Origin of the sequence: Pseudosulfitobacter sp. DSM 107133 (genome assembly GCF_022788695.1) — a bacterium.
GTDB lineage: Bacteria > Pseudomonadota > Alphaproteobacteria > Rhodobacterales > Rhodobacteraceae > Pseudosulfitobacter.
In genome coordinates, this window is sequence record NZ_CP085154.1 from 13,357 (window position 1) to 24,844 (window position 11,488).

Consider the following 11,488-nt stretch of genomic DNA (forward strand, 5'->3'; position numbering starts at 1 on the left):
CGCATTGTTCCGCTCCGAGGTAACACCTGAACATCCTTCAAACAACCAGAGCGCAGCATGTCACGGCACCGGATCACGCTTTTGATGACCCGCCCCGACGCCGGATCGCGCGCCTTTGTCGCGGCCCTGCCCGATGTGGTCACGCAATGCTGCGAGGTGATCATCTCTCCGCTGATGGATATTGCCCCGCTGGCTACAGACATGCCCGTTTGCGACGTGGCGATTTTCACCTCGGCGCATGGTGTCGCCCATGGACCGCAAGCGCTGGGTCGGCGCGCTTATTGTCTGGGCCATGCAACAACCCAGGCCGCGCGTCAGGCCGGCTGGCGGGCGCAGCAAGCCGGACAAGATGCCGCAACCCTGATCGCCGCCCTGATCGCGCAGCACCCCAAAGGGCGGCTGGTGCATTTTTCAGGCACGCACACACGCGGCAATGTGGCGGACCAATTGCGCGCCGCCGCACTGAATGCCGACAGCGTCGCGGTTTATGACCAGCGGCTGTTACCGCTGAGCGATATTGCAAAAAACAGGCTGGGTGGGGAGAATCCTGTCATTGTGCCTCTTTTTTCTCCACGCAGCGCGCTACATTTCAGTCGATGTGCGGTGGTCTCTGCCCCGCTGTATCTGGGGGCAATCAGCACGGCGACCGCTGCAAACTGTGCTGCATTGAACCATTTGGCCGTGCAAATCGCACAAAGGCCGGACAGGGAAGCGATGGTTGAGGTGGTGCAAAATCTGCTGAGGCGGGTGCTATCGGCTTGAAGCCTTGCAACGGTGACGGCTAAGTTTGAACCGGCGCGTGCAGACGCGTCTGAGAATCGGAAGGTAATATTGTGGCGAAATCCAAGTCTCCCAAGAGCGGTGATCCAACGGAAGACACAGACAAGGTCACCGTTGATCTGAACCCAGACGATGAAATCGCTCCGTCTTCCGAGGCACCAAAAGAGGAAGGGCCGGAAGAAGACGCCAAAGCCGAAGACGCGCCCGCCGAAGACACTCCGGATGAAGAGATTGTTCTGTCCGAACCGGAAAGTGCAGAGGCCGGGATTGCCGACGCGCCGCAGCCCGACGCGACAGACACGCCAGAGATTTCCGACACAGAGACACCAACCGACCGGCCAGAACCGGAAACAGACGCAGACGCGCCTGCGCAGACCCCCACGCAGACCATCGTGCCGACAGCCGAACCCAAGCAGAGCGGCAGCCGCTTTTGGCCGCTGGTGCTGGGCGGTGTCGTGGCCGCCGGCCTTGGGTTTGTTGCGGGCAAGGCGCCGATACTTGACCCGATGCTGCCACAAAGCTGGCGCAGCGCGGGTGAAGATACGCAAGCCACTGCCGACCTCGCGGCTATGGAGCAGACCATCAGCCAGTTGCGCGGCGAAATCGAAGACCTGCGTGGCCAGATTTCCGCCGCACCCGAAGACAGCTCTGACGCGGTGAACGCCCTGGCCGCATCGGTCGAACAGCTGGCCAGCCGGGTCGAGGGTCTTGAGCGGCTGCCGCAGCCGTCCGCAGATGCAACTGGAAACGCGGATGTCACAGCGCTGACCGACCAGATGGCCCAGCAACAGGCGCAGATCGACAAGCTGTTGCAGGACGCGCAGTTGATGCAGAATACGGCGGCAACGGCTGCGGGCAACACGTTGGCCCGTGCCGCCGTAACGCGCGTGCTTGCTGCCGTGGACAGTGGTGCACCCTTTGACAGCGCGCTGGCCGATGTGGCCGCCAACAGCGACATTGAAATTCCGCCAGCATTGCAAAGCGTTGCCGAAACCGGCGTTGTGCCCTTGTCCGAGTTGCAACAAACCCTGCCCGATGCTGCCCGCGCGGCACTCGCGGCGGCACGCACCAATGCAACCGACGCGGCCGGCGGGTTTAGCGGTTTTCTAAAACGTCAGTTGGGCGCAAGGTCGGTACAGCCACGCGAGGGCAATGATCCCGACGCGATTCTGTCGCGGGTCGAAGCGGCCACACGTCAGGGGCACCTTGGCGATGCTTTGGCAGAAGCCGAAACCCTGCCCGATCCGGCCAAGGCCGAACTGCAATCCTGGATGGACGCCGCAACCGCCCGTCTTGAGGCCATGAATGCCGCCGAAACGCTGATGCAGCGTTTGGCCGCGAACTGAGGGGACCCGCATGATCTGGTCACTGGTAAAAATCGTACTGTTCGTCTGCGCCGTTGCCGCCATCGCGTTGGGCGCGGGGTATCTGCTGGAAAGCCAAGGGGGCGTGCAGGTGGTCGTCGCGGGCACCGAATTCACGCTGGGGCCACTTGAATCGGTCATGGCACTGACCCTGCTGGTTCTGGCCGTCTGGCTGCTGATCAAGATCATCGGCGCGCTGATTGCTGTCTGGCACTTTCTGAATGGCGACGAGACAGCGATAACCCGTTATTTCGCGCGCAACCGTCAGGCCAAGGGATTCAACGCACTGGCCGAGGGTATGATGGCGCTGGCCTCGGGCGAGGGCCGACTTGCAATGACCAAAGCCGCCAAGGCCGAAAAGTACCTCAAGCGACCGGAACTGACCGACCTGCTGACTGCACAGGCGGCCGAGATGTCAGGCGACTGGCGCAAGGCGGAACAGACCTATCGCAAGCTGGTGCAAAACGAACAGACCCGTTTTGTCGGTGTGCGCGGGATCATGAAGCAGAAGCTGGCCGAAGGTGACACAGCGACGGCGCTGGAGCTGGCCAAAAAGGCCTTCGCGTTGAAACCGCGCCATACGGAAACCGGCGATGTATTGCTGAAACTGCAAGCCCAGTCGTCGGATTGGGCCGGTGCGCGCACCACGCTGCACACCAAGTTGAAAACCGGAGCGCTGCCCCGCGACGTGCACAAACGCCGCGACGCGGTGCTGGCCCTGTCCGAAGCGAAACAGGTGTTCGAGGCCGACCAGACCATCGAAGCCCGTGAAGCCGCGATTGAGGCGAACCGGCTGTCGCCCGATCTAATCCCCGCAGCGGTTATGGCCGCGCAAAGCTATATCCAGCAGGGCAACAAGAAATACGCCAGCCGCGTGATCAAGAAGGCCTGGGAGGCAATGCCGCATCCCGATCTGGCCGCGACCTTTGCCGCGATCGAACCCGAAGAAACGGCCGCCGCGCGGATGAAACGGTTTCAGACCCTGACCAAGCTGCACCGCGATCATTCGGAAACGCGGATGTTGCTGGCCGAACTGCACATCGCGAACGAGGATTTCCCGCAGGCGCGGCGCGATCTGGGCGATCTGTTTGAAACCGATCCCACCGCGCGTGTCGCAACGCTGCTGGCCGCCATCGAACGTGGTGAAGGGGCGCCCGACAATGTGGTCAAGGGCTGGCTGACCCGCGCCCTGACCGTGCCGCGCGGGCCGCAGTGGGTTTGCGAAAACTGCCTGCACATTCACGCCAACTGGCAGCCCGTTTGCGAAAACTGCCAAAGCTTTGACACGCTCGCATGGATCAAACCGCCGATGGCCGAAGTTGCGATGCCCGGCAGCATCGGCATGTTGCCAATGATTGTCGGCAACCCCGAGCCACAACCGGAACCCGATCTGACGATGATCGAGGATGCCGAATTGCTGGACACGGACGCCCCCGACACGACCGAGGACCTGAGCGAGGAACCATCGCGCAACTAGGGGCGCTATGAAGGCCGCAGAAATCGAACTCTGCGGCCTTTTATGACAACGATACGTGGTTCTGGTTTTTTCGAAAGCGCTCTGACATCCGCAAAATCAGACCATTCCTGCCCTAATCCTGTCGCAGTCTGCCGTCACATTTGTGTTGAACATTGGCCAATGCCATCTTTGACACTTGCAGCGGACGAACAAAATGACATCTTCGATCAGTTTTCAGGAGCGTCTTAAACGGCTTGAAGCGAAACACGGACAACCTGCGTTTGCTGGGCATCCCAAGGCACCGGAGCGGATCGACGCAAGCGATCAATCCGGCGCGCTGACCTCTCCCAAAATGCTGATTCTGGGTTTTGCAGGTCTGGTTTCGCTGGTGGTCATTGGATCTGTTCTGACTGTTCTGATGACTGTCACCTGACAGAGCACTTTCGAAGAAACCGGATGCACAAAAAGCCGCCCCTTTCGGAGCGGCTTTTTGCAAATTTCGGACCATCAGCGCCGATCAGTAACGGTAGTGTTCCGGCTTGAACGGACCTTCGGGCGTGACACCGATATAGGCGGCCTGCTCGGCGTTCAGTTCGGTCAGCTTGACGCCAATTTTTGCCAGATGCAGACGGGCGACTTTTTCATCCAGATGCTTGGGCAGGATGTAGACATCGTTTTCGTAGTTGTCGCCACGGGTCCACAGTTCGATCTGCGCCAGAACCTGATTGGTAAAGCTGGCGGACATCACGAACGACGGGTGACCGGTGGCGTTGCCGAGGTTCAACAGGCGGCCCTCGGACAGCAGGATCAGACGGTGCCCGTTGGGCATCTCGATCATGTCCACCTGTTCCTTGATGTTGGTCCACTTGTGGTTCTTCAGGGCAGCAACCTGAATTTCATTGTCAAAGTGGCCGATGTTGCCAACGATAGCCATGTCCTTCATCTCGCGCATGTGCTCGATGCGGATCACGTCCTTGTTGCCTGTAGTGGTGATAAAGATGTCGGCGTCGGCCACAACGTCTTCGAGCAGCACAACCTCGAAACCGTCCATCGCCGCTTGCAGGGCGCAGATCGGATCAACCTCGGTGACTTTCACGCGGGCACCGGCACCGCGCAGCGATGCGGCCGAACCTTTGCCAACGTCGCCGTAACCCATGACGACCGCAACCTTGCCGGCCATCATGGTGTCGGTGGCGCGGCGGATGCCGTCAACCAGCGATTCCTTGCAGCCGTATTTGTTGTCGAACTTCGACTTGGTGACCGAGTCGTTCACGTTGATCGCGGGGAAGGGCAGTTGACCCTGTTTTTTCAAGTCGTACAGACGGTGCACACCCGTGGTGGTTTCTTCGGAAACGCCCACGATCTGCGTGCGCATCTTGGTGAACCAGCCGGGGCTGGCGGCCATGCGTTTCTTGATCTGGGCGAAAATCGCCTCTTCCTCTTCCGATTTCGGAATGGCGATCAGCTCGTCCTCACCCTGTTCAACGCGCGCGCCCAGCAGGATGTACAGCGTGGCGTCGCCGCCATCGTCCAGGATCAGGTTGGGGCCGTCTTCGAACATGAACGACTTGTCCAGATAATCCCAATGCTCGACCAGCGACTGGCCCTTGATCGCAAAGACAGGCACGCCGCTGGCTGCGATGGCTGCGGCCGCGTGGTCCTGGGTCGAGAAGATGTTGCACGATGCCCAACGCACGTCCGCGCCCAGCGCGACCAGCGTTTCGATCAGAACAGCGGTCTGGATCGTCATGTGCAGGGACCCGACAATGCGCGACCCTTTCAATGGTTTGCTTTCGCCATATTCCTCGCGCAGGGCCATCAGCCCCGGCATTTCGGTTTCGGCGATGTCCAGTTCCTTGCGGCCATATTCGGCCAGCGCGATGTCCTTGACGATATAGTCGTTTGCCATGAGGGCCCTCGTGGGTGTTGTGAAATTTGGTCAGCGCATATCAGTCTGACTCTTTCTAAACAATGGATAACCCCATTCAAGTAACGCACAGACGACGACGCCACAGGCCCAGACACGACAAAACCGGCCGGGCAGGGGCCGGGCCGGTCGGAAGTGCCTGACGGAATACGGTATTATTCGGTCAGCATGGCCACCAATTCGTCAGCATCCTGACCGCCGTTCCAGTCTTCTCCGGTTTCCAGAACACAGCTGTTGCCATCGGGCAGATACTGAACCAGCGACCATGTCCCGTTCCGCTCGGACGCCCACAGCTGGGTGTCCTTGGCTTCCTGACCGGCAACAGGTGTTTCCCCGTACCAATCCACCAGCGAAGCTTCCATTTCAGCGCTGGACATACATGTGCCTGCCGCCATTGCAGTCGAGGCAGAGAAAATCAGTGCGGCGATGGTCAAAACGGGTTTCATGATGTGCTCCTTCAGGGATAGAACACGTTAAGGCGAAAATGGTTCCGTTCTTTTGCAAGAGGTTACATGGCACGCGCATCGAAATCAGCCCCCAGAGCCTGGCAAAGGATGCTGTCGGGACGGCGTCTGGACCTGCTGGACCCGACCCCCGTGGACATCGAGATCGAGGATATTGCTCACGGTCTGGCCTTTGTTGCGCGGTGGAACGGGCAGACGCGGGGCGACTTTGCCTATTCGGTGGCGGAACACTCGTTGCTGGTGGAAACCATCTTTGGCCGCATCGCACCGAATGCCCCTGCAAAGTGGCGACTTGCGGCGCTTTTGCACGACGCGCCCGAATATGTGATCGGCGACATGATCTCGCCGGTAAAGGCGGCCATCGGGCCAAGTTACGGCGTTCTGGATGAACGGTTGGAGGCGGCCGTGCATCTGCGTTTTGGTCTGCCAGCCAAAGTGCCCGTAGCGGTCAAGAAACAGATCAAGCGGGCCGACACCGTCAGCGCGTGGATGGAAGCGACCGAGATTGCCGGATTCTCGAACGCCGAAGCTGACAAGATTTTCGGGAAGCCGGACCCCGACCTGATAGATGGCCTTTCAATCATCCTGCGCCCACCCGTCGAGACCCGCGCAGATTTCACCGCACGCCATGCGGAATTGCTGAGGAGTTTACCATGATTCATGTTCGCCAAGCCACGACGCTGGATGCGTCATCCATGGCAGATCTACTGAACGCCATTATTGAAAAGGGCGGCACAACGGCCTTGACCCGCACCGTGACGGCCGCAGACATCAAGGAACGGATGGCGGCGCAAGGTGACCGTGCGGTGTGGCAGGTGGCGGTGGATGAAACCGAAGCGGTTGTGGGATTTCAATGGATTGCGCCCAACGCAAAACTGCCGCCCGAAGCCTGCGACATCGCCAGCTTCGTGCAGATCGGACGCACGGGACTGGGCATCGGGTCCGCTCTGTTTGATGCGACGCGCAAGGCCGCCGCGCGGCTGGGCTATGACTGGATCAACGCCACCATCCGCGCCGACAACGAGGGCGGGCTGACCTATTACCAAAGCCGGGGCTTTCGCGACTGGGCTTTTGACGAGGGTGTGACGCTGGACAGCGGTCAGGTGGTCAACAAGATCAGCAAACGGTTTGATCTGAAATAATCAGCGCGGCGACCGTTTCGCCAGAATGCGCTGCAAGGTCCGGCGGTGCATGTTCAACCGCCGCGCGGTTTCGCTGACGTTGCGGTCGCACAGCTCGTACACCCGCTGGATATGTTCCCAGCGCACGCGGTCCGCGCTCATCGGGTTTTCCGGGGGCGGGGGCAGATCATCGCCCCGCGCCAGCAACGCGTTGGTGATGTCGGTGGCATCCGCCGGCTTCGACAGATAGTCGGTGGCCCCGATTTTGACGGCGGCGACGGCAGTGGCAATCGCACCATAACCCGTCAGCACCACAACCCGTGCCTCCGGGCGGCGTTCGCGCAGCACCTCGACGATGTCCAGACCATTGCCATCCTCAAGCCGCAGATCAACGACCGCATAGGCAGGCGGACGGGCCGTGGCGATGGCGCGCCCTGCGGCCACGGAATCTGCGGTTTCAATCTCGAAACCACGTTTTTCCATCGCCTTGGCCAGACGGCGCAGAAACGGCTCGTCGTCGTCTACCAGCAGCAGCGACTTGTCTTCACCGATATCCTCGGGGCTAACCTCGGCCATGCCGTTTCTCCTGCATGAAATTCACTGTCCGCGACTATGAAGTGCGGCGCACCCCGCGTCAAACCTCACCTATGAATGTTCAACAAAGCACTGTACCCGGTCTGCCATCTGATCCGGGGTGACTTCGCGCCGGAAGAAATCGACAACGCCCTGTTCGGGCAGCACGAGATAGGTAAAAGTCGAGTGATCCACCAGGTACAGTTCATCTTCCGACGGATGGGCCTTGTAATAGGTCTTGTAGGCCTGACTTGCCGCTTTGACCTGTTCGGGTGAACCGGTCAGGCCGATCATTTTTTCATGCATGGCTTCGGCATATTCGCCCACAACTTCGGGTGTGTCCCGTTGCGGGTCGATGGAGATAAACGCGCCCGAGGCCGAAATGCCCCGATCCGCCAGCACATCCAGCGCATCGGAATTGCGCGCCACATCAAAGGGACAGACATCGGGGCAGAACGTATAGCCGAAATAGACCAGCGTGGGTTCGGTAATCACATCCTTGTCGGTCACGGTCTGCCCCTTGCCATTCACCAGCTCGAACGGGCCGCCGATCTGACCTGTGCCACCGGCAACAGCACTGCCGCGACATTGAGCGAACGCGTCGTCGCTGTTCATGCGCGTAAACAGAAATGTTCCGGTTACAACAGCGATGGCAGCAATAGCGGCAAGAATGGCAACAAGTCGGGTCATGGAGGGCCTCCGGCAAAGGATTGCGCCGAATGGCGCTGCGTGGAACACTGGTATGCAGCCCTAATGCGAATTTCAATGAACAGCATCGTGACATAATGGCCCAGCCCGATCTTGACCTGATGACCCGCGCCCAGCGGTCCAGCTGGATACGCCTGCGCACGCTGATCTTGCTGCGCTGGGTGGCCATTATCGGGCAGTTAACAGCCATCACAGTCGCCCAGCGGCTGTACGGGCTGCAACTGGAGCTGGGACTTTGCTATCTGGCAATCGGCGTGTCGGTGATCGGCAACCTGATCGCGATTTTTGTCTTTCCCGAAAACAAGCGCCTGACCGAGGTCGAGAACCTGATGATGGTGATGTTCGACCTGTTGCAGCTGGCGTTCCTGTTGTTTTTGACGGGCGGGCTGCACAACCCCTTTGCGCTGTTGATGCTAGGGCCGGTGACGATTTCTGCGGCTGTCCTGACCACACGGTCGGCCATCATGACAGGCGGCACTGCCATCATTCTGGTCACGTTGCTGTCGCAATATCATTTCCCGCTGCGCACCGATCATGGGCTTATTCTGCGCATCCCCGATATTTTTGTGTTCGGCGAATGGACAGCTCTGGTGATCGCCATTGTGTTCATCGGGGTCTATTCACGGCGCGTCACTTCGGAAATGGATTCGATGTCTGATGCGCTTTCTGCCACGCAGATGGCACTGGCGCGCGAGCAGAAGCTTACCGATCTGGGCGGCGTCGTGGCCGCCGCAGCGCATGAACTGGGCACGCCACTGGCCACCATCAAACTGACCAGCGCCGAATTGATCGAAGAACTGGACGATCCCGAATTGCGCGAAGATGCCGAACTGATCCGGGATCAGGCCGACCGCTGCCGTGATATCCTGCGGGACATGGGCCGCGCCGGCAAAGACGATCTGCACCTGCGGCAGGCGCCGCTGATGGCGGTGATTTCCGAGGCCGCCGAACCGCACAGCCATCGCGGCAAGCATATCCACTATACCCATGATCCCGACTCGGGCGATGAAATTGACCAACCGTCGATTCTGCGCAAACCCGAGATCATCCACGGCCTGCGCAACCTGATACAGAACGCTGTGGACTTCGCCGTGGCAAATGTCTGGGTCGAGGCACATTGGACCCAGACCACCATTTCACTGAGGATCATGGATGACGGACCCGGATATCCGCCACAGATGCTTGGCCGGATTGGCGATCCCTTTGTGACCCGGCGCCGGTCGGTTGGCGACAAGCAAGCACGCCCCGCATATGACGGCATGGGGTTGGGTTTGTTTATTGCCAAAACTCTGCTTGAACGATCGGGAGCGGAGCTGAATTTTGAAAACGGGTCAGACCCTTACACGTCGCCACGCCACCCGCGTCAGGCCCGGCTGGGCGCTATTGTCGAGGTGGTCTGGGTCCGGCGCGAAATCGAATCCAGCGCCGCAGAATTGGGACCTAACCAACGGTTTTCGCTGTGATTGCCTGCGATAGTTAATGCTCTGTTAACCTATTTTTGTTTTGGTTGCCTCTGCTTGTACAGACCCCGGGGCCCCCATGCCACTGATCGACATCATCATTATCGCAGCGACCGCACTTGTTTCTGCGGTTGCCGTGCTGGGGGCAATTTTCTGGCTGGGTGTCCGTGGTAGCAAGCCTAAAATTCATTTATTCAATGATATCAGTATTTTATTTGACCGTGATCTTGCAACCCACGCCAGCCCCTCGGCCCTTGTTGCGCTGGATTGCGAACTTGAAACGCTGACCTGGAGCCTGATGTATGACCAGCTGCGTCACCGGTTCAAGGATCTTCCACCCGATCCCGCGCTGTTGCCAGATGGGGTGCATTACATTCAGGCCTTGATGCGCGGCGATAACGGCTTGCTGACGATGGAAAAACGCGGGGCCGTTGTCGAACTCAGCTTGTCCGCAGCGGTCGAGTACAGCATCGGCCACAACGAACGAATGCAGCTGCTGCAAGCCAAGATTGACACACTTGAACGTTCCAGCACCTCGGCGCCCTATCCGATGTGGCAAAAGGATGGACAGGGGCACATTCTTTGGAAAAACGAAGCCTACGACCAATTGGCCCGTAGTGTTGATTACGGCGAAGATACGCTTCCTGCGTTGTTTGACGATGTTCTGGGGTCTTCGCCGGCACCGATCCACCGCCGTGCGGCGGTGACCACGCAACCTGACGGCAAGACCCACTGGTTCGACGCTTCGCAGCAGGACATCGACGGGGTGACTGTTGCACATGCCATCAACATAGACGCTGTCATTGACGCTGAAGTCGCCCAGCGCAATTTTGTACAGACACTTGCCAAAACCTTTGCGCAGCTGCCCATCGGTCTGGCGATTTTCGACCGCAAGGGGCAACTGGCCCTGTTCAATCCCGCACTTGTAGAACTGACACGTCTGCCCGCAGAGTTTCTAAGCGCGCAGCCCGACTTGCTGTCCTTTTTCGACCGCTTGCGCGAAAACAGAATGATGCCAGAACCCAAGAACTATCGCACTTGGCGACAGGACATTGCCGACCTGATCCGCGCGGCAGCAGATGGGCGTTACCACGAAATATGGACTTTGGAATCCGGTCAGACTTATCGCGTTAACGGTAAACCCCATCCCGACCACGCCGTCGCCTTTCTGATCGAAGACATCAGCGCCGAAGTCTCGGTGACCCGTAACTTCCGCGCCGAACTGGATATGAGCCAGTCGATGATGGACGCCCTGTCCGAGGGGCTGGCGCTGTTCTCTCCTGCGGGGGTTCTGACCCTGTGCAACCGATCCTATTCCGACATGTGGGGGTTTGATCCCGAGCACAGTTTTTCTGATATCACCATCGGAGATTCGGTGAAGGCGTGGCGGGATAAATGCCAGCCGAACGCGGCATGGGCTGCGATCAGTGATTTCGTCAGATCCTCAGGTCCGCGTTCTGAATGGAGCGTCGAAGTTCTGGCAACAGATGGGAAGAAAATCCTGTGCACTGTCACCCCGGTTGCCGGCGGCGCGACAATGATTCAATTCGACCTGCTACGGGGCGACGTTTCAAATCGCTCGAAACATCTGAAAATTGCCGTTTTAGGCCAGACCCGAAATGCCATTTAGCTTGC

At 59.3% G+C, this 11,488-nt stretch carries 12 protein-coding genes; 8 read left to right on the forward strand and 4 right to left on the reverse strand.

Annotated elements, in window-relative coordinates; translation table 11 throughout:
• Window positions 1-57 precede the first annotated feature (57 nt).
• The 4 genes from DSM107133_RS00065 to DSM107133_RS00080 all read left to right on the forward strand — a co-directional run bounded on the left by DSM107133_RS00065 (window position 58) and on the right by DSM107133_RS00080 (window position 4,033).
• Window positions 58-762, forward strand: a complete 705-nt coding sequence (locus tag DSM107133_RS00065) for a uroporphyrinogen-III synthase (RefSeq protein WP_114291809.1) — start codon at window positions 58-60, stop codon at window positions 760-762.
• Window positions 763-833: 71 nt separating this feature from the next.
• On the forward strand, window positions 834-2,126 hold the full coding sequence (locus DSM107133_RS00070; RefSeq protein ID WP_114291810.1) for a hypothetical protein: 1,293 nt from the start codon (window positions 834-836) through the stop codon (window positions 2,124-2,126).
• A gap of 10 nt (window positions 2,127-2,136) precedes the next feature.
• Window positions 2,137-3,621, forward strand: coding sequence for a heme biosynthesis HemY N-terminal domain-containing protein (locus DSM107133_RS00075; protein ID WP_114291811.1), 1,485 nt, complete (start codon window positions 2,137-2,139; stop codon window positions 3,619-3,621).
• Window positions 3,622-3,814: 193 nt separating this feature from the next.
• Window positions 3,815-4,033 carry a hypothetical protein gene (locus DSM107133_RS00080; RefSeq protein ID WP_114291812.1) on the forward strand — a complete coding sequence of 73 codons (219 nt, stop codon included), beginning with the start codon at window positions 3,815-3,817 and terminating at the stop codon, window positions 4,031-4,033.
• An 84-nt stretch (window positions 4,034-4,117) separates the two neighbouring features.
• Here the strand turns inward: DSM107133_RS00080 and ahcY are convergent, their stop codons facing one another.
• Together ahcY and DSM107133_RS00090 are read right to left on the reverse strand one after the other, a co-directional pair.
• A complete protein-coding gene (gene ahcY / locus DSM107133_RS00085; RefSeq protein ID WP_028955546.1) occupies window positions 4,118-5,509 on the reverse strand; it encodes an adenosylhomocysteinase in 1,392 nt (463 codons plus the stop codon).
• Window positions 5,510-5,682: 173 nt separating this feature from the next.
• Window positions 5,683-5,973, reverse strand: a complete 291-nt coding sequence (locus tag DSM107133_RS00090; RefSeq protein WP_114291813.1) for an S-adenosyl-L-homocysteine hydrolase — start codon at window positions 5,971-5,973, stop codon at window positions 5,683-5,685.
• Window positions 5,974-6,039: 66 nt separating this feature from the next.
• Here DSM107133_RS00090 and DSM107133_RS00095 point away from each other — a divergent pair, with 66 nt between their 5' ends.
• The gene (locus tag DSM107133_RS00095) at window positions 6,040-6,648 is read left to right on the forward strand and encodes an HD family hydrolase (protein WP_114291814.1); all 609 of its coding nucleotides are present in this window, start codon (window positions 6,040-6,042) and stop codon (window positions 6,646-6,648) included.
• Entirely contained in the window at window positions 6,645-7,133 is a 489-nt protein-coding gene (locus tag DSM107133_RS00100) for a GNAT family N-acetyltransferase (RefSeq protein ID WP_114291815.1), read from the forward strand. The genes DSM107133_RS00095 and DSM107133_RS00100 overlap by 4 nt, the downstream gene beginning before the upstream one ends.
• Here DSM107133_RS00100 and DSM107133_RS00105 read toward each other — a convergent pair whose 3' ends face one another.
• Both DSM107133_RS00105 and DSM107133_RS00110 read right to left on the reverse strand, forming a co-directional pair.
• Window positions 7,134-7,688 (reverse strand): ActR/PrrA/RegA family redox response regulator transcription factor, encoded by a 555-nt coding sequence (locus DSM107133_RS00105; protein WP_114291816.1) that lies wholly within the window; start codon window positions 7,686-7,688, stop codon window positions 7,134-7,136. It lies immediately after the preceding gene.
• Window positions 7,689-7,757: 69 nt separating this feature from the next.
• Window positions 7,758-8,375, reverse strand: coding sequence for an SCO family protein (locus DSM107133_RS00110; RefSeq protein WP_114291817.1), 618 nt, complete (start codon window positions 8,373-8,375; stop codon window positions 7,758-7,760).
• 95 nt (window positions 8,376-8,470) lie between these two features.
• Here DSM107133_RS00110 and DSM107133_RS00115 point away from each other — a divergent pair, with 95 nt between their 5' ends.
• The gene (locus tag DSM107133_RS00115) at window positions 8,471-9,856 is read left to right on the forward strand and encodes a sensor histidine kinase RegB (protein WP_114291859.1); all 1,386 of its coding nucleotides are present in this window, start codon (window positions 8,471-8,473) and stop codon (window positions 9,854-9,856) included.
• A gap of 76 nt (window positions 9,857-9,932) precedes the next feature.
• Window positions 9,933-11,483 (forward strand): PAS-domain containing protein, encoded by a 1,551-nt coding sequence (locus DSM107133_RS00120; protein ID WP_114291818.1) that lies wholly within the window; start codon window positions 9,933-9,935, stop codon window positions 11,481-11,483.
• Window positions 11,484-11,488 lie beyond the last annotated feature (5 nt).

What these genes read in the sequence shown, in the direction of transcription:
- DSM107133_RS00065 (WP_114291809.1), top strand. Translation starts at nt 58, where the DNA reads ATGTCACGGCACCGGATCACGCTTTTGATGACCCGCCCCGACGCCGGA.
- DSM107133_RS00075 (WP_114291811.1), top strand. Translation starts at nt 2,137, where the DNA reads ATGATCTGGTCACTGGTAAAAATCGTACTGTTCGTCTGCGCCGTTGCC.
- DSM107133_RS00080 (WP_114291812.1), top strand. Translation starts at nt 3,815, where the DNA reads ATGACATCTTCGATCAGTTTTCAGGAGCGTCTTAAACGGCTTGAAGCG.
- ahcY (WP_028955546.1), bottom strand. Translation starts at nt 5,509, where the DNA reads ATGGCAAACGACTATATCGTCAAGGACATCGCGCTGGCCGAATATGGC.
- DSM107133_RS00090 (WP_114291813.1), bottom strand. Translation starts at nt 5,973, where the DNA reads ATGAAACCCGTTTTGACCATCGCCGCACTGATTTTCTCTGCCTCGACT.
- DSM107133_RS00095 (WP_114291814.1), top strand. Translation starts at nt 6,040, where the DNA reads ATGGCACGCGCATCGAAATCAGCCCCCAGAGCCTGGCAAAGGATGCTG.
- DSM107133_RS00100 (WP_114291815.1), top strand. Translation starts at nt 6,645, where the DNA reads ATGATTCATGTTCGCCAAGCCACGACGCTGGATGCGTCATCCATGGCA.
- DSM107133_RS00105 (WP_114291816.1), bottom strand. Translation starts at nt 7,688, where the DNA reads ATGGCCGAGGTTAGCCCCGAGGATATCGGTGAAGACAAGTCGCTGCTG.
- DSM107133_RS00110 (WP_114291817.1), bottom strand. Translation starts at nt 8,375, where the DNA reads ATGACCCGACTTGTTGCCATTCTTGCCGCTATTGCTGCCATCGCTGTT.
- DSM107133_RS00115 (WP_114291859.1), top strand. Translation starts at nt 8,471, where the DNA reads ATGGCCCAGCCCGATCTTGACCTGATGACCCGCGCCCAGCGGTCCAGC.
- DSM107133_RS00120 (WP_114291818.1), top strand. Translation starts at nt 9,933, where the DNA reads ATGCCACTGATCGACATCATCATTATCGCAGCGACCGCACTTGTTTCT.